This window comes from Streptomyces sp. JLYT201, from assembly GCF_059448825.1.
This window is the reverse complement of the sequence record NZ_CM182551.1, coordinates 6,637,571-6,654,439: the sequence shown is the minus strand read 5'-3', so window position 1 is coordinate 6,654,439 and position 16,869 is coordinate 6,637,571. Positions and strand designations below refer to the sequence as shown.

Genomic DNA, 16,869 nt, shown 5'->3' with positions numbered 1-16,869 from the left:
ATCGGAGATCAGCCTTTTCCCAGGTCGGCCCTGAGGGTCTGGTTGACCACCAGCGCGCTGGTGAACAGGGCCTTCGCCTCCGAGTCCGGCCAGGCGTCGAGGAGTTCCTGAGCATCCTGCTCGGTCATACCGGCGACTTCGGCGCCTGTGTCGTCCCGCTCGATGTGGCAGGCGGCGATCAGCGCGGCCGGGTAGGTCTCGATGTTGTACTCCATGCCCTGGTCGGCCTGGGCCTCTGTGGGCGGATGGTCACGCAGCAACTGCTCCCAGGCCGGCCTCGGCAGAGCCCGGAAGGTCAGGACGACGGTGACGTCCTCCAGGGCCTGCTCGGCAGCATCCAGCCGCAGCTGTGCGGCGACGACCGCGGGCTGGCCGGCGATCCACGGCTCGCGGTCAGCCTCGGCAACGCCCTGCTCGATGGACTCCGCGCGGGCCGCGGTGCGGGCCTTGGCCACCTCAAGCGCGGCGTCGGTGGCGTGCTTCTTCGCCTCGTCGTCGTCGCACACGCGCAAGGTGCGCTCGGGGAGCTTGCGTGCCTTGAGCCGGGCCATCTTCGCCGACCAGTGGGCATCCCGGGCGACAGCGGCCGTGGGCGGTTCAGGAGTCGTTGTCATGCGGCGCCCCCGGTCAGGCGCTCTTGGCCGGGACAGGGGCGTCCAGGGTCGGTTCCTCGGTGATGCCGAAGGTGACCTTGAACTTCGCGGGCTCGGACCCCGTACTGTACGAGGCGCTGCGGCTGCCGACCCGGATGGGGAACACGTCGAGCGACTTGGAGCCGGGGACGTCACCCTTGCGGAGGATGACGATGAAGCCGACGGTGCCCTTGGACAGCAGCGTCTCGACGGTGTCGCTGACCTTGTCCTCGTAGAACGTGAGGCTGCTGTTGTCCGCCTTGTCCTCGCCGGGGATCGTCGTGGCGAACGTCGAGCCCATGTCGGGAGTGTCGATCGGGGTGTTCTCCAGCGACCAGCCCTCGACGTCGGAGATGGTGCTCGACAGATCGGTGGCGTTGGCGGCCGCCAGTTCCGCCCGGGTGGGCACGTTGTTGGCGGCCTCGATCTTCTGGAGGAAGTAGAAGAGGGTGGTCCCTCGGCGCATGAAGCGTTGCTGCGTGGTGGACACGCGACTCTCACTCTCCGGAGACGCAGTCCACCGGGTGCGCGGCAGGCCCGTCCCCAACGATCAAGCTGGGAGTCGGCCCGTGCCGAGTGGCCGGGCGTCCGCGAGAAGCCTCCGCGGTGAGGTGAAGCGGTCAGGCGACGAGCGTGGTGACCTCGATCGCGAACCGCTGGATGTAACTGTATACGCCGCTCGCAGCGGTCACGCCTTCCTCCTTGTCCAGCTCCCGGGACATCACCACGTAGCCGGGCGCCGTGATCGCATGGGCGTAGCCGCGCGGGGTCTGGGCGAGCATCCCGGTGCGCACCTTGTCCGCCATCCACTCCACCTGCTCGGCCGTGGTGGCCACCGACGTCACCTGGTACACGATCCGAGCGTCGGCGCTGGCGTCTCCGAACGGGGGTCCGTCACTGGTCGAACCGACGGGGTACAGGACGCTGTACGGCACGGCCGCCCCGGTCGGGGTGCTACTGGCCGTGGGCGCCGACCCGTACCCGCAGGAGCGGCCCGTCGCGCTGCTGAGCATCGCCTGAACGGCGAGGCTGATGATCCGACCCGATACGGCCATCAGTCGCCCACCGCCGCTTGGAGGGCCGCTAGGAAGGCCGGGCGGATCTCTTCAACAGCGGGTCCCACGTGTGGGAATGGGGGCTGGTTGTAGATCCGGCCCAGGCTGTCTGCGCCGACGAACCCGTACTCCAGTCGCCGTCCCTGCGGCTTGTTCGTGCCGACGACCGCTTGGACGGTCGCGCCGTTGCTGCTGATCTCGTGGGTCCAGGAGCGCCGGTAGTCGCCCGTCGGCGCGTTCGGGCCGGGCCGGCCGCTGGCATTGGCCTTGATCCTGGTCTCCAGCAGCATGGCGTGGTGCTGGACCACACCGGCGACCGCGGGCAGGGCCGCTGCGGCACGGGCGTTGAGCCGGGCGGCGATCTGCGGGGCGTTCGAGGAGGCGCCCACCCGACGGCGCGAACCTCCGGCCATCAGCTCGTCTCCTCTTCGGCGAACTCTCCTCGCGCCCACTGCTTCAGTTGCGCCAGGACCGCCTTGGTGAACCCGTGCTGTCCGCCGTCGAGATCGGCCCGCGCCAGGGCCGCCTTCTCCAGCAGCCCCGCGTCGATGGCGTTCAGGAAGTGGGCTGCGGCTTCACCTGGCTCGTGGGGGACGCCGACGGCAACGCGCGCGTACCCGTCGAAGGCGGGGACCGTTCGCCCCGAGGCGCACTGGATCACCAACTCGGCCGGGCTTCCGGCCTGTTGATGGAGCGTGTAGGCGGCGACCACCCGCGAATAGTCGATGCCGTCGATCTCGAAGGTCTTCCTGCCGTTCATGGCTATGCGGACCTGATGGGCTTCATCGGCCACACCATCAGTGATCTTCATGCATCGAGCGTAGGGCGCTTCCCGAGAGCCCCGACTCGCCTCACGAAGGCGGTGTGATCTCGTCCAGGCGGGTCACGCGCACCAGCTCCACGGTCGAGGCTTCCGCCGGGTCGAGGACCTGCCATGTGCGGCCGCCGGTGGCGGCGCTGCCCGAGTGGGCGACTGTCACCTCCACCCGGTCGTACCGTGCCGGAACCGGCGCGCCGAGTGGCGTCAGAAGGCGGTACCAGGAGACTGTGTCGTCGAGCCACTGCTTGCCGACGATGCCCTCGGCAGTGACCTGGCCGTGGCCCGACAACAGAGCGCCTGGTCCTTCGTAGATCGTTTCCGCAGGAGTGTCGCCCAGCAGTCCGGTGGCCGGGTCGAGTTTTGGTGTGCCGATCGGCCGGGTGATGCGCACCGTGTCCAGGAGGAGCTTGGCCTCCAGTTGTTTCCGGATCTCCTCCGGGTCGATCACTGTGGTCACTTTGGGTTCCCGCTGGTCGTTTGAGTGTTCTGGTCCACCCACGTGGTGCGGACGACGGGGAGGGTGGAGGTTTCCCCGATGTCGAGCACGCGCCATGTCCGCCCTGCCGCAGGCGCGTCCCTTGAGGCAAGGACGGTGACCTTGTCCTCGCGCGAGGCCACGGGCGCCGATAGCGGTGTGAGGAGCCGGTACCGGGACGGGGTGTCGTTCACGTACGGCTGCCCCGCCAGGTGGAGCACCACGGACGGTCCGCCGGCCGGGAAGATCGCTCCGGGACCCTCGTAGACAGTGACTGGCGGCCCCGGTTCGTATTGACCGGTGTCCGGGTTGAAGACGGGTTCCCCCGCCCTGAAGATCTTGACCGTGTCGGTGAGGATCTTCTTCTCGACGATCGCGCCGACGGCCTTCAGCGTCAGCCCCACGGCATTGTCGCTCACGCACTCGAAGGTATCGGTGACGCCTTCAACTCCCCCGCGCATCTACCTGATCACTCAGTGCTATGGGGTGTCCGGTGGGTCGCTGATGATGGCCACCAGACCAGCCTCAATGGCGAACAGCCGCGGTTCCCTACAGCTGATGGGGATTGAGGGCCTTGAGCCGTGCGGGGAAGGCGACATCCGCCTCGGGCGACACGTGACGGCCCGTGCCAAGGTCGAGGTAGCCCCAGGCGCCGCGTTCACCGGGGCCGCAGGCCATGATGGTCATCGTGCTCCCCGGGGGCGCGTGGAGAGCGGTCACCTCGTGATACAGCCTTCGGTCGACTGTGCTGGTCGCGCCCTGCACGTGCTCCATCTCCGTCACGTCCACGTGGCCGCCATCGACGGAGTATCGGGTTTCGCTGTATCCGCCGGCGAGGATCTGCGACGAGAAAGTCCAGGGGTGGGAGTGCGGGAAAGGACGGGCACTGCGCAGGTCGGGCAGGAACCACAGATTGATCTTGATGGTGCGGTCACGGTTCTCCCGGAGCGTGAGTTCGGCCTTGCTGAGCTCACCGTCCTTGTCTGGCACCAGCCACCAGCCCAGCGGGCGGACGAACGCCTCCCAGGTGAGGGGGGCCAGGGCGGGGGCGTGGGCGGCGACACCGGCCGCCGCGGTGACGTACTGCGCCTCGCCGAGGACGAGACCAGGGGCTACTCGAATGGATTCCATGGCACGCCATGATGCCCACGCTGACGGCGCTGACCAGGTGTTTCTCAGGATTGGAAACATTATGCGGAAGGAAACAGGCATGAGCTGCGGTGCTTCCCGCCGAGAGGCTTCGGCCGGAAACACCGGAGATCGCCGCGTTGCATCAAAAATCGAACATGCGATCTACTTCTGGCCATGGACAGCACCCTCTTCCCCTCGGACCTCTTGGAGGCCCAGACGGACTGGCACGCCACTTACAGGCGCCTCGCGGCCTCGCCACCCGACGGTGGCGCCGCGTACCGCCGACGGCTCCTCCATCTGTCCCGGCTGATCGCCAACCATCCCTACTGGCGGACGCCAGCTGGCACACCGGCGGCTCGCGTGGCGCTCAAGGAGACGGCACGACGCAGGGCTCGGTCATGACCCTCACCGATCGCCAGCAGCGCATCATGCGCGGCGCACGGGAGTGGATCGCCGAGCATGGCGAGGCGCCCTCGCTGCGTGAGCTTGCCGCTGCCGCCGGGCTGACTTCCGCCTCCTCGGCCCACTATCAGGTGCAACGGCTGCGGGAGCAGGGCGTCATCGTGGAGACAAGGGGGCGTCCCAGCGGTCGCTGTCCGCACTGCGGACGCTGACACAAGAACGCCTCCCAAGGATCATCCGCCGGCTGGCTACTCGTAGGCGAGGACGATTCGGCTGTCCTGCTTGTTGATGGTGTGGCCCCCGGTGCGGGCGGGTTCCGGCGTCGTGGCGGGGCGCACGCTGAGGTGTGGCACTGCGGTGCGGTCCGCGCTCCAGGCCGTGATGTGGGCGTTGAGCCTGGCGGCGAGTTCGGGGCCCTCGGCGCCGTATCCGGCAGCCCCGAGCCGCACCGGGCGCTCGGGGTCCAGGTCGTCGCGCTCGGCGATGAGGTAGGCGAGGGAGCCGCCTGCGACGAGGGCGGGGCTGCGTACCGGGATCACCGGGCGGCGTACGCCTTGGTCCAGGGCTTGCCGGGTGACTTCGATGCGGCACACGGTGTCGTCGCAGGCGGTGGCCCGGAGCCAGATTCCGTCGAAGGGTTCCTGCCTGCCGACCCTGGTGTCGGTCCATACCTCCGCGGCGGATGTCGAGAACACATCGCTCAAGCGGTCGGCGGCGACCTGCTGGTCCTGGTCGTGGTGCAGCCGGATGGTGCCGTCGGCGAGTTCCGCGGTGCGCTCGCCGGTCTGGCCGATGACGGGCACGAAGCCGCACAGCTCCATCCCGTCGGAGATGAGGGTGTCACCGTGGCGGGTCAGGGCCACGGAGCGGGTCTGTCCGCGCCAGCGGAAGGGGAGCACGAGGCGGCCGCCGTCGGCGAGTTGCTGCCACCAGGGGGCGGGGATGTCCCACATGCCGACGGTGGCGATCAGCCGGTCGTAGGGGGCGTGTTCGGGGGCGCCTTTCAGCCCGTCGCGCTGCATGACCTGTACGTGCGGGTAGCCGGAGCGGTCCAGGGCGGTACGGGCGTGCACGGTCACGTCGGAGTCGATGTCGATGGTGGTGACCTGACCGCCCGGTCCGGTCAGTTCGGCCAGGAGCGCGGCGTTGTAGCCGGTGCCCGCGCCGATTTCCAGGACGCGGTTGCCGGGGCGCACGTCGAGCTGGGCGAGCATCATCGCGACGACGGAGGGCACGGAGGCGCAGGAGAGAGCAAGCGGTCCTCCTGCGGGGTTTTCCTTGATCACTACGGCCTTGTCGGCGTAGGCCTCAGCGGGGTCCAGGCCCGGCAGGTGCTGTTCCCGGCGGACAGTGCGAAGGGCGCGTTCTACCGCGGGCGGCAGTTTCGACTGGGCGGCGATGTCGTCCACGAGCCGGTTGCGGAGTTCGTCGGTGGTCGGTGCGTTCACTGCGCGGTTCTCTTTCAGTTGAGGAGGAGGCAGGTCTCCCACCCTGATGCAACGGAGCGCGCGGGGTGGAGGGTGTGGCGTGTGAGGAGGATGCCGTCCGCGCCGGTGAGGAGTCCGGCCGCATCAGGGCCCGGATGCTGTGCGGCGGCGGAATCGAGGCGGGCCTGAAGGGACGGCAACAGGTGCGGCAGGCCGCTGGCCGGGGCGTCGGCGGCGGTGGCCGCGACCGCCAGGCACAGGCCAGCCCAGCCGTGGCAGACCGTCGCGTCGTGGAGGTGCGCGAGTTGTCCGGCGGCCGTGGCGCACGAGGTGAGGATGTGCTCGGCGCGCAGCCGGGTGTGCTCCCGGTGGCAGGTGCGGGCGGCCAGGTGCAGGCTGCGGGCGATCCCGGGAGCGCCGTAGCACCATGAGGGCCGGGCGGGCTGGGCGTGAAGCGGCGCTCCGCTGGTCCATGCTTGCGCGGTGAGGGTCTGCGGCCAGGCGGCGCCGCCTGTGGGCAGGGGGCGCGCCCATGTGTCCAGCAGGTCGCAGGCGGCGTTCAGTGCCTGGTGCTGTCCGGGCACGTTGTGCCCGGCGCGGGCGCTCAGGGCCAGCAGCGCGGTGGGTCCAGCGATGCCGTGGGCCATGCCGAAGTTGCCGTGCCCCAGGGGCCAGTTGACCTCGCTCTTGCCCGCTGGGCTGTCCGAGGTCCACCACCCCGGCAGGTGGCGGCCGTCTGCGAGGACGGGCTGCTGGAGGAGCCTGATCAGGTAGCGCAGGACCTCGTGCAGCAGGTCGGGGCGGGTGTCGCGGTGCAGGAGGTAGGCGCCCAGGCCGGTGAGGCCGCTGATGAGGTCGTACTCCCGCATGCGCGGCCGCTGGCCGGTGCCCATGCGGCGGTGCGCCGACCCCAGCCGGGTCTTCACCAGGGTGGCGATCTCGTCATCCAGTCTGGCCAGCGCGGGCCGGTAGGCGCGGTGGTCGGCGGTGTGCAGGGCGTAGGCCACCGCGGGAGCGCCGCGGAAGAGGCTGGCCGTGTCCGGGTGCACGTCGGCGGGGTGCTGGGCGATGAGCTTCGCGGTGCGGTGGGCCTGCTCCCATCTGCCGTCCTGGCGGGCGAGGGCGGCCTGGCGGATGAGCGTAGCGGGCAGCCCGCGGCCGAGGTCGTGCACGTGGACGCTCACTGCGTGGCCGCTCGCGCGAGCAGGCTGCGGCAGGCCTGGCGGGCCGCGTGGCGGCATGCCGCCTCCGCCTCCCGGTCCGGGCCCATGACCCGGTTGTGGTGCATGTGGAGCAGCGACTCCAGTACGCCGTCCACCTGTTCGTCTGCCAGGTGCGACCGGTAGGCGGACAGGGCGGTGCGGCGCCGGTGCCACGCGTCGTCCAGGCGGGGCGTCCAGCCGGGATGCTGGGCCAGGGCTTCGGGGGCGGCGTACGCGATGGTCTGGCGGGTCACGGTGGGCACTCCCGTGCGGCGGGCGGCGGTGGTCGCCATCCACTGGGTGCCCTCGGTGCCGCCGAGGAGGCCCCGCGCGATGTCGATCATGCCGAGCGCGCACAGCACGGCCTTGTCCAGGCTGGCGAGATCGGTCAGGGCATGGCGGACGGTGTCACTGTCGCTGGTGAACACCCGCTCGGCGGCGTGGAGTGCGGGCCCGGTGCCGTAGCGGCCGGGCTCGGGCCGGTAGCCGTCGAAGACGAGCCGTGAGGCGAGTGCATCCCCTTGGAGGCGGGCGGCCCAGCGCGTGAGGGCGCGGGTGGTCTTCGTGTGCTCGTCGGCGCCCGCGGCGGCGATGCGGAACCGCAGGTGGTCTTCTTCCTGGGCGGTGCGGTAGCGCACGAACCAGCAGTGCGGGCCGTCGAGTTCCTCCAGGAGGACGGACAGCTGGCGGGTGAGGATCTGGTCCATGGCGGACGGGTGCGTGAAGATCTTGGCCTGCACCCATGGCTGTCGCGGGTCGCCGGGGCCAGGCAGTGCTTGGTTGGTGACCACGGGGGCGTTGGCGACGTGGGGGTGTGGCAGGGGCGGCTGGGTGGAGGTCAGCGAGAGGGCGATTTCGTGCGCGTGCCCGATCCATCCGAGCCCCTGCTCGTCGGGGGCCTCGGCGAGCTCGGCGTGGCCGTGCCGCTGGAGGTGCGCATGCAGCAGGCGGGCGTGCAGTGGTTCGTTCCAGTCCAGGCGCAGGGTGCGGTCATCGTCGCGCAGATCGAGGTACTGCGGGCACCTCCAGGTGCTGGCCCAGGCGGACAGGGCTTGGTGCCAGGAGTGCTGGAAGGGGCCGGTGGGCAGCTCGGCCGCGGTCAGGTGCCAGCGTGCCGGGGCCAGGATGGCCTTGCGGTAGCGCACCCGCGGCAGGTACGGCACGGCGGTGGCGAGCGGTCCCCAGTCGAACTGCGTCCACGCCGTGGCGAATCCGCGCCCGAGCAGCGCGATGAAGCGGGCCAGCGGCGGCGCCTGCTTCTCCAGGGCGAGCGGGTGCAGCACGACCGGTTCGATGACGCGGCGCCGCGAGAGGCTGATCAAGTGCAGGCGCTTGCTGGTGGACAGCACGGCGAGGTCATCGACGGGTATCAGATGGGCGGCCGGGGTGCGGTGCTCGCCGATCGGGATGACGTGGGGCAGGAAGGCCGGGGTACGTGCCACGTTTTCGGCATGGGCATGGGCCGGTGCGAAGGAGAGCTGGGCGGGCAGCGCGCCCTCGACGAGCGTCGGGAGCTTGGCGTACGCGCCGCCGAGGCCGCTGCCCGTGAGGGTGGCCGCGAAGCGGCCGGTGAGGGTTCCGGTGCTCCAGGCCGGCCGCACGGCCACGGTGAACTCCCCCCGGTCCAGGGCCACTCTGCTGGGCGCGTGAACCCGGATGCCCATCTCCACATGCGGCGCCATCACCGCGTCTTCCTGGCTCGTGCACAGCGCGTCGAGGTCCTCGTCCGTGATGCGGACCTCCCGCTCGCCACGCACAGCCGCGTGCCACGCCTTGGCCATGAGCATGCGATCGCGTGGCAGAACGGCGGCGACCGGCTCCGGCCACAGGGATCCCGGGAAGTCGGCGGGAAACCCCGCGCCCGCGGCGAGGTCGACGGCGTCGCGGATCGGGACCAGGCTCCCGGCACCGTAACGCTCCCAGAACTGAGCGTGGTACGCCGCCCACACCGGCTTCTCCCCAGCATGCCGGGTCAGGCGCAGGAGCGCGTCGGCCGCGCGCTCCGCCTCCTCCAAGACCGCGGCGGGAATCTGGACCATGGCGTCGAGACACAGGTCAACGCTCAGCCGGGCCCGGCCCTGATCAGCAATGGCGCTCATGCGCTGCTCGGCGGTATGGCGCAGCCCGGCCGATTCGGCCAGGCGCCGGACATGGGCGTGATCGGCCAGAAGGCTGCGGACCCTGCCCAGGTCATCGAGCAGCGTGACGGTCTCCGACTCCAGGAGCGGGGCTAAGGGCTGCAAGGTGTCCAGGATGTGCCCCAGCGGGTCGGGGTCGGTCATGGGGGCGGAGAGCTGGCTGGTGAGGAATCCCGCCTCCAGCGCCTCACGGAGCAGGCGCAGGGCCTGCTGCGGGGTGCCGCCCAGCGTGACGAGATGGTCGATCAGGTCTCGGCACGGGAACGGGTGTGCGGCCTTGTCCAGGACTGCGCAAAGGGGCCGGGTGAGGCGGGCACATGCCCGACGGCCGCCGGGCAGGGGGCGTTCCAGTGACGCCCCGCGCCGCACCGTCAGGTCGTTGACCTGAAGGGTCAGGTGCGGCAGGACGTCACCGCGCTGCTGGAGGTCTCGGCGGACGTGATCGAACCAGAGGGTGTCGACGCGGGCCACCGACCGGTGGCCGGAGCCGATACGTGCCGTCGCGGGACCGCACCGCGCGGCAGCCACGCCAGCGAACAGCCCGAAGGGCGTCGGGCGGCCAGTGGCCCGCAGCCAGTAGCGCGCCGTCGCCACCACCGACTTGCGCATCCGCCGGGGCGGCACCTCATCGTCTGAGAGAACCCGCTCCACTGCGCGGGCCAGTCGTGGCGAGGCAGCGCGAAGACCGTCCGCGAAGGCGGGGTGGTCCATGACCAGCTTCAGCCAGCGGCGGCAGTCGTCGGGAGCCTCCAACGACGGCCACCAGGTGGGCTCGCTCCCGAACGGCAGCACGGCGGCACGCAGGAGCAGGGTGTCGCCTCGCTGAAGGAGTCGAGCTCGCGTCATCGTCGTTCCCCATTCCGCTCGGCCTGCGCGGGGCCGGAGGACTTCCGGCCCCGCGCAGGACTACCAGGTGGGCTCAGCTCGCACAGGCGGAGTCGCAGGTCGACTTGCAGCCGTCGTTGGTGTCGCACTCTTCGCTGGCCACCACACGAGGAGCGTCCGTCACCGTGATGTCGAGCGCCCATTCGTCCTCGGTGAGCGGCAAGGCCGCTATGACCGTGGCATCCATCCCAGCACCTCCGAACTATCAGTCGGAACCGCCCACGCGTTACGCGGACGAGGGAACCCAGGGCCCCCGCAGAAGGCTGCCGACCGGGCGCAACCAACTGCGCAAGCACTGCGTGGCCCGTGCACCGGCCCGAGTTGAGGCCAGCATCAGTGCCGAACACCACCCAGTGGATCACCACCTTCTGTGGCCTGACGGGGCGTTGAAGACGCAATGAGACCGGAGGCTAGTCAGCGCCCCCTTCATCCTCGACCCTGAGCATCGCCCTTGTCCGAAAGGCGATCACCATCGAATTCGAGGCCGGTATCGCCTTGGCGACTGGGCACGGTGGCCATGGACCGTCGGAGCGTCGCTGAAGAGGGGGCCCGCGCCGAGGCGGGGCGCGCAGTCCGGGCACGCGAACAGGGTGTGGGCGAAGCCGCTGTTGCTGACGATGTCGCGAAGGGCGACGGGCGCGGCGGTGAGGCGTCGGCAGTCGCAGCAGGTCGTCATATGGCGACCAGCCGCACGGTGGGGTGGTCGTCCACGGCGAGGGCGGCCCGGTAGCCATGCTGGCGAGCCCGCTGTTCGTGGTGGGCTTCGTGGGCGAGCAGGTAGGGCCGGACGAGAGCGATGTCCTCGCCGACAAGCGGGCGGGCGCGGGCCTGCACATGCTGAGGGAGCACGCGCGGCGGATGGGGCGGGCAGTTGGGGTGGGCGGCGGTGTGGCGGCCGGGCGCGAGCGGGGCGAGTCGGGCCTTCAAACGGCGGGCGAGGCGGCGGAGAGGGTGACGCATTGCGCTGTCAGCTCCTGCTGGCTGGTGGAATGGTGTGACCCCCGGCGGCCGGGTCCGACCCGGCCGCCGGGGCCTTTCCGTGAGGGCCCGGGAGGGCTGGTCAGGCTGCGGGGGGCGCCTCACGCAAGAGGCGTCGCAGCCGTCCGCGGTTGAGCCGGAAGATCCCGAGGGAGTGGTCCCCGACCTCGCGGGTCTCCTTGGTGTCGATGAACTCGACGCTTTCGAGGGCGGCGGCTAGTCCGCCGCAGGCGTACGCGCGGTCGATGCGCTGCGGCCCGCCCTGGTGGGGCTTGCACTGCCCCGCGGTGGGGGCAAGGGCATGGGGCTGGCCGAGGTGGTCGGCGGCGTAGCGGGCCGCGTCCTCGAAGCGGGCGTCGGTCAGGACGATGTCCGGGCGGATGTCGCTGTGGCGCTCGCCGGTGCTGCTGAGGTAGGTGCGGTGGACCATGTGGGCGCGGTCGGTGACCTTGTCCCAGTCGGGCAGCGGAATACCGGGTTCGGGGTTGCTGGGGTAGCTGTTGCAGTCACCCGCGATCAGGCTGACCATGCCGGGCCTGGCCAGAGTGGTCATACGGCGGGCCTCGGTCAGGCGGGTGTCGGCGTCGTGACTGCACAGGTGGAAGGAGCCGAGGGAGAGCGGGCGCGGGCAGTCCTGGAAGTAGGCCACCACGTTGCTCATGGGGTGCCACCACAGGGTGTGGTGGGGGTAGACGGCGTCAACCTGGAAGAGCTTGGGGTTCACGAACAGGGCGGTCGAGTTGGGGCTTTCGGGGGTGGGCGGGGCCAGAAAGCCCCGTAAGCCCAGGATGTGCTCGGTGGCGTGCAGGCGCTGCTGACCGCGCTGGTGGCTGTAGGTCATCTCCTGGCGCATGACGATGTCGGGCTGGTAGGCCCGCAGGATCTCGTGAGCCTGTTCCCACCGCGCGCCGTCCGGGCCGCCATCGTGTTCGAGGTTCCATTGCGCGACGGTGATGGTCATCGGGTCCTTTCTCGATTTCTCTGGTGACGGTGGCGGCAGGAATGACTCCCGCGTGCGCATCCCGGACCCGGGAAGACCATGGCGGGCACGGGCCGGGGCGCGGGGTGCTGGTGTGGCGGTCAGGGCGTGGCTGGCGGCCGGCGTGGCCGCGGGGCGGGCCGGTAGCGGGGTCATGCCGCCGTGCGCAACTGTCGCTCCAGGGCGCGGGCCAGGCGCCGGGCGGTCACCACGGGGATCGAGCCACACGCGAGCACAGCGTCGGAGTGGCAGCGCAGGCAGTCCGGATAGAACTGCGGGTCCAGGAACCCGCCGCGGGTGGCCTGTTTGAAGGCCTGGCAGAGCCGCTTGATGAGCAGCTGCGCCTCGGGCCAGTAGGACAGCTCCACGTCCGGGTCCGGCTGCGGCCCACCCAGCAGGCCCACCAGGCGGTCGGCGGTGGTCAGGGGGATCTCCCCGAGCACGATCTGACCGCGGTGCACGTACGGCTCGGGCATGTCGAGCTCGTGGGCGCAGATGGCCGCGCGCAGCCGCTCGCTGACCCGCAGGGCCTCCCTGATGGTGCGGCGGATCATCCGGGTCAGCGCGACGGCCGTCTCCGGGCTGACCGAGCCGATGTCAACCTGGCCGGGCTGCTCCACGCCCGGCAGCGCCGAAAGGTTCAGGCCCGCAGCCGCGCAGGCCTGGTGCAGATCGAGGGAAGCCGTCGCCGCGGCCAGGTGGTCCTCAGGCAGCGCACGGGAGCCTAAGCGGTCGGTGAGCGAGGTGATGGTGGTGGCGTTCACGCGTTCTCCAGAGCAGTGATGCATGGTTGAAGTGGCGGTGTGGTCAGGGGCGTTGGGTCCAGAAGACGATGGGAGGCAGCCCGGCCGGGCGGGCGACCTGGGGGCTGTTGGCGAGGAGCGGAAGCCGCAGGACGGGGTGGATGGTCCAGGTCCAGGCCGTAGTAGTGGTGTGCAGCTCGAAGCGCAGCGGGCGGCGCCGAAGCAGGTCGCTCCGGACGGCCTCGGCACGCGAGAGGTCCTCCAGCCGGGCCAGAGCCTCCTCCTGCTCTGCGGCGCCCAGGCCAGCGGCGATGTCGCTGACCCCGGCGCGCATCCAGATCATCGCCACTTCCGGGTAAGGCGCGGTGATCCCGTAGAGCAGAGGATCGCTGGGCGCACGCGGTGGCCCCTGCCGGGGACGCTTGGGCGGGACGACATCGAGGTGGCACCAGTAGGCGCGCGACAGCGCCAAGCTCATGTCGGCCTCCCGCTAGCACCGGTCCCGGCAGGGCTCGGGACTTCGCCCCGGGTAGCGCGGCGATCGAGGAGATGCAGCACGAGCACGGCCAGACGGCGCACGAACCCGGTATCGGGAGTGCGCCCGCCAGCGGCGCGCTCGAAGTGGAGGTTGGAGGCGAAGCGGATCTGTGAAACCAGGTCGTCGTCCGGATGCCGGGCCGCGTGCTGGAGTTCATCACTCACCAGGCCCCACGCGCACTGGCGGAGCAGGCGCACCGCGAGCTCGGCCTCCTGCGGCATCAGCGGAGCGGCATCCTGATCGAGGATCCGGTCAAGGAACTCGGGGACATCCTCGGTGAGCTGGGACGCCCACAGTGCCGACCTAGCTCTCTGGATGAGCTCGGCCGGGACGCGTTGGGCAGTTTCAACATGCCTGTGGAACAGAGCTGTTCGGGAGTGTGCGGGTGGTTCGGGCACGGGCATCACGTGGATGTCCCCTTGAGTAACGGGCGCAGCCGAAGTTCGACCCAGACGCTCTTGCCGGTGACCGTCGGAATCACCCCCCAGCCATCGGCGGTCGCGGCGATCAGGAGCATCCCGCGGCCACTCTCGGCGAGCGGGTCCGCCTCCCGCACGACGGGCATGCCTTTGCAGTCATCGCTCACCACGATCCGTACGGCCAGCGGCGAAGACTCCAGCATCAGGTTGCACTCACGCGAGCACGTATGCCGGTGGACGTTCGCCAGCAGCTCCGTCATGCACAGCAGTGCCGGATCTATGACCTCGCCCCAGCCCCAGTAGCGGAGCAGCGCCGCGACAATGCGGCGCGCCCGCCCGATCTGCTCTGGATCGGCGGTCAGTTGCTGCTGATAGCGCGTTCCTGCCCTCGTCATGACGGCCATGGCTCCTCCAGCACACGAGCGGGTCGGCGGCGCACAGCAGCACCGACCAAGATCACAGAGGGTTGCCGCCCGGACAGATGCGTTCGGGCCCGAGCCAGCATGCCAGTAGAACGGCTACGGTGAAAGCCGTCTCACAGAATTCTGTGAGACGACTTGCTTGACGAACTCACGTTCCACGCAAGCGAGTTGACGAAAGCCTGCGAACGTTGCGCGTCATGGCGCAAGATGCGTTGCGGAGGGCGAACGTTCGCCGTCACACTGTCATCGATGCATGGGAGGGGCACCGGGATGAGCGAAGCATCGGAGTCGGCCACACCGACGTTCGAGGCGGCGACACCAGCACTGTGTCGGCTTCAACTGGGCAGCGAGCTGCGCCAACTGCGCACCGCCGCGGACATGAAGGCCGCTGAAGTGTGCCGCATACTCTCCTGGTCCGGCTCGAAGCTGACGCGGCTGGAGACAGCCGACAACGGGGTCGTCGAACCTGCGGACGTGATCGCGCTCTGCCAGATCTACTGTGCGACACCCGAGATGCAGCACGTCCTCACTGGCTACGCGACCGTCACCAAGACCAAGAAGGACTGGTGGCAGTCACCCGACATTCGCGATGTGATCTCCCCTGGCTTCAGGGCGTACCTGGGGCTCGAAGCCACTGCGGAGAAGGTGGAGAACTACGCCAGCGAGTACGTGCCCGGCCTGCTGCAGACGGAGGCGTACGTGCGCTCTATCCACGAGCGCCGCGGTCATCCCTCCGAACTGGTCGAGCGCAGCGTCGAAGTACGCATGACACGGCAGGAAGCACTTCGCCGCGAGGCCAGCCCACTGGAGTTCACCGCCATCATCAACGAGGCCGTGCTCCGGCGGAAGATCGGCAGCGCGAAGCTGATGAGAGAGCAGCTTCGGCACATGGCGGACCTCGCGGCCTCCAGCCCGCACGTCAAGATCCAGGTCGTTCCGTTCGAGCTCGGCGCCCACCCCGGTATGAACGGGCCCTTCACCGTCTTGAAGTTCGGTCAGCGGCTCGGGATCAAGCCGATCGTCTACCTGGAGAACCTTGTCGGCGCTGGCGTCTCGCGTCGCGAGGACGACGTGAAGCGGTACGACGCAGCCTTCAGCGACCTCCAAGCACTTGCTCCGGGCTATGAGGAGTCCCTGAGCATGATTCACACCGCAAGCAAGGAGTTCTGATGCATTTCCGAGCCGATGACCTGTGCGTCGACTGGTTCACATCGAGCTACAGCAACGATCAGGGCGGCGAGTGCGTCGAAGCGGGCAGGACGCGCGACGGCTCCATAGCCGTCCGCGACTCCAAGAACCCCTGCGGGCCCGCTTTCGTCGCCACCGCCACCCCTTGGACCACGTTCGTCGACGCGCTCAAGCACAACCGTCTCCACAGCTGACCCACTGCGTACGAGTGCCCCTTCGCCGTGCAGCGGCGAAGGGGCACTCGCGTGTCAGCCGGACAGTTGGCGACAGCTACGCATCTGGCCGAGGACCGAAGGATCGTCGGCAGCGTGGATGGCTGATCGGCCACTCGGCGGCTTCCTCGACGCTGCGCAGGGTGCCGGTCGCCTTGTCGGGGTCCTGGTGTGAGGTCCAGCCACAGTCGCCGCCGTCGAAGACCTCGACCTGGCGCACGCCGGCCTGGCGCGCGCGGTTGAGGGTTCCGGCGTTGTAGGCGACGGCGGACTTCGTCAGCGTCGCGGCCTCCGCCCACACCCGGACCGGGACGCGGGCGCCGTTGCGGTAGACGACGTGGGTCAGGGCGTACTGCTCGGGGAGCTTGTCCGCGAGGTTCTTCGCGGCCTGCTTGCCGGTCATGTTGCCCGCGGCGAGCAGCGGCACTTCCTCCCGGGCGGCCTTGCGGACGGCCCGGTAGACCTGGAGGGTCATGCGCTCGGCTTCCTGGGAGCGGCGCAGGAAGTCGGCGTAGGAGTCGGCAGCGAGCGACTGAAGCGCATCGCGATGGAAGGTGGTCCACGCGAACGTGACTCCCAGAGTTTCGGCGGCCGTGCGGGCGCCTTCCTCATACAGGTGCGGGAGCTGGCGGCGTACGAACTGGCGTGCCTCGTCGTCCACCCGGCGCCGGAACACGTGGATCGCCTGCTTGAACTCCTCCAGGGTCGCGGCGACATGGGCTCGGCGGGGGTTGCGGGCGAGCTGGTGGAGGACGGCGCGCTGCTGGGCGTCGAGCCGTGCCCAGGCGTCGTCGAGGACGGCGGCGACCCGCCGCGCGACCTCGTCGGGGTCTCCGGGGACCAGGGGCGGCCACTCGTGCGGCATCGCGCGGCTACCGGGTGCGGCGCACGGGCTGGAGCGGGGCGGTGACCAGGTCCGGCCCGGCTTCGCCGGGGGCGGGGTCGTCGGGGGCGATCAGGTCGTCCAGGGCGGCGATCTGGCGTTCCAGTCCGGCGAGGTTGTTGGTCTGGTCGATGGTGACCACGCCGTCCACGTTCATCCGCAGCGGCTCAGCGAGGAGCGTGGCACGGCGTTCGGACAGGACCTCTGCGACGACCGCGCGGGCGCGGCCGAGCCGGGCGTAGCGCGTGGTGAGGTCCTGCTCGTCGGTGGCGGGCCCGAGCTGGGCGCGCAGCCAGGCCAGCAGTGCGGTGTTCATCAGGCTCCCAGGGGGCATGTGCCC

Annotated in this window: 24 protein-coding genes; 4 read left to right on the top strand and 20 right to left on the bottom strand. The window is 70.1% G+C overall.

Going from position 1 to position 16,869, the window contains the following annotated elements; all coding sequences use genetic code 11:
• Positions 1–8: 8 nt before the first annotated feature.
• The 8 genes from AC5WAM_RS28185 to AC5WAM_RS28150 all read right to left on the bottom strand — a co-directional run bounded on the left by AC5WAM_RS28185 (position 9) and on the right by AC5WAM_RS28150 (position 4,113).
• Positions 9–614 (bottom strand): hypothetical protein, encoded by a 606-nt coding sequence (locus AC5WAM_RS28185; RefSeq protein WP_495519229.1) that lies wholly within the window; start codon positions 612–614, stop codon positions 9–11.
• Between the two features lie 13 nt (positions 615–627).
• On the bottom strand, positions 628–1,122 hold the full coding sequence (locus AC5WAM_RS28180; protein ID WP_172387351.1) for a phage tail tube protein: 495 nt from the start codon (positions 1,120–1,122) through the stop codon (positions 628–630).
• Between the two features lie 130 nt (positions 1,123–1,252).
• Entirely contained in the window at positions 1,253–1,687 is a 435-nt protein-coding gene (locus tag AC5WAM_RS28175; protein ID WP_172387350.1) for a hypothetical protein, read from the bottom strand.
• Positions 1,687–2,100 carry an HK97 gp10 family phage protein gene (locus tag AC5WAM_RS28170; protein WP_172387349.1) on the bottom strand — a complete coding sequence of 138 codons (414 nt, stop codon included), beginning with the start codon at positions 2,098–2,100 and terminating at the stop codon, positions 1,687–1,689. Before AC5WAM_RS28170 ends, AC5WAM_RS28175 begins: the two co-directional genes overlap by 1 nt.
• Complete coding sequence (locus AC5WAM_RS28165; protein WP_495519228.1) at positions 2,100–2,498, bottom strand: hypothetical protein; 399 nt, start codon at positions 2,496–2,498, stop codon at positions 2,100–2,102. The genes AC5WAM_RS28170 and AC5WAM_RS28165 overlap by 1 nt, the downstream gene beginning before the upstream one ends.
• Positions 2,499–2,538: 40 nt before the next feature.
• Positions 2,539–2,955 carry a DUF6093 family protein gene (locus tag AC5WAM_RS28160; RefSeq protein ID WP_495519227.1) on the bottom strand — a complete coding sequence of 139 codons (417 nt, stop codon included), beginning with the start codon at positions 2,953–2,955 and terminating at the stop codon, positions 2,539–2,541.
• Positions 2,956–2,960: 5 nt separating this feature from the next.
• Positions 2,961–3,401 (bottom strand): DUF6093 family protein, encoded by a 441-nt coding sequence (locus tag AC5WAM_RS28155; protein WP_495519226.1) that lies wholly within the window; start codon positions 3,399–3,401, stop codon positions 2,961–2,963.
• Positions 3,402–3,531: 130 nt separating this feature from the next.
• Positions 3,532–4,113 (bottom strand): hypothetical protein, encoded by a 582-nt coding sequence (locus AC5WAM_RS28150; protein WP_495519225.1) that lies wholly within the window; start codon positions 4,111–4,113, stop codon positions 3,532–3,534.
• A 174-nt stretch (positions 4,114–4,287) separates the two neighbouring features.
• On the opposite strand from AC5WAM_RS28150, the gene AC5WAM_RS28145 reads away from it, so the two are divergent.
• The gene (locus tag AC5WAM_RS28145; RefSeq protein WP_253917182.1) at positions 4,288–4,515 is read left to right on the top strand and encodes a DUF8825 domain-containing protein; all 228 of its coding nucleotides are present in this window, start codon (positions 4,288–4,290) and stop codon (positions 4,513–4,515) included.
• Positions 4,512–4,727, top strand: a complete 216-nt coding sequence (locus AC5WAM_RS28140) for a LexA family protein (RefSeq protein ID WP_172387343.1) — start codon at positions 4,512–4,514, stop codon at positions 4,725–4,727. The genes AC5WAM_RS28145 and AC5WAM_RS28140 overlap by 4 nt, the downstream gene beginning before the upstream one ends.
• A gap of 36 nt (positions 4,728–4,763) precedes the next feature.
• On the opposite strand, the gene fxlM is transcribed toward AC5WAM_RS28140, so the two are convergent.
• The 10 genes from fxlM to AC5WAM_RS28090 all read right to left on the bottom strand — a co-directional run bounded on the left by fxlM (position 4,764) and on the right by AC5WAM_RS28090 (position 14,228).
• Complete coding sequence (fxlM, locus tag AC5WAM_RS28135) at positions 4,764–5,963, bottom strand: methyltransferase, FxLD system (RefSeq protein ID WP_495519224.1); 1,200 nt, start codon at positions 5,961–5,963, stop codon at positions 4,764–4,766.
• Positions 5,964–5,977: 14 nt separating this feature from the next.
• Positions 5,978–7,114, bottom strand: a complete 1,137-nt coding sequence (locus tag AC5WAM_RS28130) for a lanthionine synthetase C family protein (protein ID WP_495519223.1) — start codon at positions 7,112–7,114, stop codon at positions 5,978–5,980.
• An 8-nt stretch (positions 7,115–7,122) separates the two neighbouring features.
• Positions 7,123–10,128 (bottom strand): lantibiotic dehydratase, encoded by a 3,006-nt coding sequence (locus tag AC5WAM_RS28125; RefSeq protein WP_495519222.1) that lies wholly within the window; start codon positions 10,126–10,128, stop codon positions 7,123–7,125.
• Positions 10,129–10,201: 73 nt separating this feature from the next.
• On the bottom strand, positions 10,202–10,354 hold the full coding sequence (locus tag AC5WAM_RS28120; protein ID WP_495519221.1) for an FxLD family lanthipeptide: 153 nt from the start codon (positions 10,352–10,354) through the stop codon (positions 10,202–10,204).
• Between the two features lie 485 nt (positions 10,355–10,839).
• Positions 10,840–11,127 (bottom strand): hypothetical protein, encoded by a 288-nt coding sequence (locus AC5WAM_RS28115; protein WP_172387338.1) that lies wholly within the window; start codon positions 11,125–11,127, stop codon positions 10,840–10,842.
• 100 nt (positions 11,128–11,227) lie between these two features.
• Positions 11,228–12,106, bottom strand: coding sequence for an endonuclease/exonuclease/phosphatase family protein (locus tag AC5WAM_RS28110; RefSeq protein ID WP_495519220.1), 879 nt, complete (start codon positions 12,104–12,106; stop codon positions 11,228–11,230).
• A gap of 170 nt (positions 12,107–12,276) precedes the next feature.
• Entirely contained in the window at positions 12,277–12,888 is a 612-nt protein-coding gene (locus tag AC5WAM_RS28105; protein WP_495519219.1) for a hypothetical protein, read from the bottom strand.
• Between the two features lie 43 nt (positions 12,889–12,931).
• Positions 12,932–13,345 carry a hypothetical protein gene (locus AC5WAM_RS28100; RefSeq protein WP_495519218.1) on the bottom strand — a complete coding sequence of 138 codons (414 nt, stop codon included), beginning with the start codon at positions 13,343–13,345 and terminating at the stop codon, positions 12,932–12,934.
• Positions 13,342–13,809: a hypothetical protein gene (locus AC5WAM_RS28095; protein WP_495519217.1), complete on the bottom strand. Its 468-nt coding sequence runs from the start codon at positions 13,807–13,809 to the stop codon at positions 13,342–13,344. The genes AC5WAM_RS28100 and AC5WAM_RS28095 overlap by 4 nt, the downstream gene beginning before the upstream one ends.
• On the bottom strand, positions 13,809–14,228 hold the full coding sequence (locus AC5WAM_RS28090) for an ATP-binding protein (RefSeq protein ID WP_495519216.1): 420 nt from the start codon (positions 14,226–14,228) through the stop codon (positions 13,809–13,811). Before AC5WAM_RS28090 ends, AC5WAM_RS28095 begins: the two co-directional genes overlap by 1 nt.
• 288 nt (positions 14,229–14,516) lie before the next feature.
• Between AC5WAM_RS28090 and AC5WAM_RS28085 the strand changes: the two genes are divergently transcribed.
• Positions 14,517–15,416, top strand: coding sequence for a helix-turn-helix domain-containing protein (locus tag AC5WAM_RS28085; RefSeq protein ID WP_495519215.1), 900 nt, complete (start codon positions 14,517–14,519; stop codon positions 15,414–15,416).
• Positions 15,416–15,628 carry a DUF397 domain-containing protein gene (locus AC5WAM_RS28080; RefSeq protein ID WP_495519214.1) on the top strand — a complete coding sequence of 71 codons (213 nt, stop codon included), beginning with the start codon at positions 15,416–15,418 and terminating at the stop codon, positions 15,626–15,628. The genes AC5WAM_RS28085 and AC5WAM_RS28080 overlap by 1 nt, the downstream gene beginning before the upstream one ends.
• A 76-nt stretch (positions 15,629–15,704) precedes the next feature.
• On the opposite strand, the gene AC5WAM_RS28075 is transcribed toward AC5WAM_RS28080, so the two are convergent.
• Together AC5WAM_RS28075 and AC5WAM_RS28070 are read right to left on the bottom strand one after the other, a co-directional pair.
• Positions 15,705–16,511, bottom strand: coding sequence for a hypothetical protein (locus AC5WAM_RS28075; RefSeq protein WP_495519213.1), 807 nt, complete (start codon positions 16,509–16,511; stop codon positions 15,705–15,707).
• A gap of 7 nt (positions 16,512–16,518) precedes the next feature.
• Positions 16,519–16,845, bottom strand: coding sequence for a hypothetical protein (locus AC5WAM_RS28070; RefSeq protein WP_495519212.1), 327 nt, complete (start codon positions 16,843–16,845; stop codon positions 16,519–16,521).
• Between the last annotated feature and the right edge of the window lie 24 nt (positions 16,846–16,869).

Coding starts and splice junctions, on each gene's coding strand:
- AC5WAM_RS28185 (WP_495519229.1), bottom strand. CDS start 614: ATGACAACGACTCCTGAACCGCCCACGGCCGCTGTCGCCCGGGATGCC.
- AC5WAM_RS28175 (WP_172387350.1), bottom strand. CDS start 1,687: ATGGCCGTATCGGGTCGGATCATCAGCCTCGCCGTTCAGGCGATGCTC.
- AC5WAM_RS28170 (WP_172387349.1), bottom strand. CDS start 2,100: ATGGCCGGAGGTTCGCGCCGTCGGGTGGGCGCCTCCTCGAACGCCCCG.
- AC5WAM_RS28165 (WP_495519228.1), bottom strand. CDS start 2,498: ATGAAGATCACTGATGGTGTGGCCGATGAAGCCCATCAGGTCCGCATA.
- AC5WAM_RS28150 (WP_495519225.1), bottom strand. CDS start 4,113: ATGGAATCCATTCGAGTAGCCCCTGGTCTCGTCCTCGGCGAGGCGCAG.
- AC5WAM_RS28145 (WP_253917182.1), top strand. CDS start 4,288: ATGGACAGCACCCTCTTCCCCTCGGACCTCTTGGAGGCCCAGACGGAC.
- AC5WAM_RS28140 (WP_172387343.1), top strand. CDS start 4,512: ATGACCCTCACCGATCGCCAGCAGCGCATCATGCGCGGCGCACGGGAG.
- AC5WAM_RS28125 (WP_495519222.1), bottom strand. CDS start 10,128: ATGACGCGAGCTCGACTCCTTCAGCGAGGCGACACCCTGCTCCTGCGT.
- AC5WAM_RS28120 (WP_495519221.1), bottom strand. CDS start 10,354: ATGGATGCCACGGTCATAGCGGCCTTGCCGCTCACCGAGGACGAATGG.
- AC5WAM_RS28115 (WP_172387338.1), bottom strand. CDS start 11,127: ATGCGTCACCCTCTCCGCCGCCTCGCCCGCCGTTTGAAGGCCCGACTC.
- AC5WAM_RS28110 (WP_495519220.1), bottom strand. CDS start 12,106: ATGACCATCACCGTCGCGCAATGGAACCTCGAACACGATGGCGGCCCG.
- AC5WAM_RS28100 (WP_495519218.1), bottom strand. CDS start 13,345: ATGAGCTTGGCGCTGTCGCGCGCCTACTGGTGCCACCTCGATGTCGTC.
- AC5WAM_RS28095 (WP_495519217.1), bottom strand. CDS start 13,809: ATGCCCGTGCCCGAACCACCCGCACACTCCCGAACAGCTCTGTTCCAC.
- AC5WAM_RS28090 (WP_495519216.1), bottom strand. CDS start 14,228: ATGGCCGTCATGACGAGGGCAGGAACGCGCTATCAGCAGCAACTGACC.
- AC5WAM_RS28085 (WP_495519215.1), top strand. CDS start 14,517: ATGAGCGAAGCATCGGAGTCGGCCACACCGACGTTCGAGGCGGCGACA.
- AC5WAM_RS28080 (WP_495519214.1), top strand. CDS start 15,416: ATGCATTTCCGAGCCGATGACCTGTGCGTCGACTGGTTCACATCGAGC.
- AC5WAM_RS28075 (WP_495519213.1), bottom strand. CDS start 16,511: ATGCCGCACGAGTGGCCGCCCCTGGTCCCCGGAGACCCCGACGAGGTC.
- AC5WAM_RS28070 (WP_495519212.1), bottom strand. CDS start 16,845: ATGAACACCGCACTGCTGGCCTGGCTGCGCGCCCAGCTCGGGCCCGCC.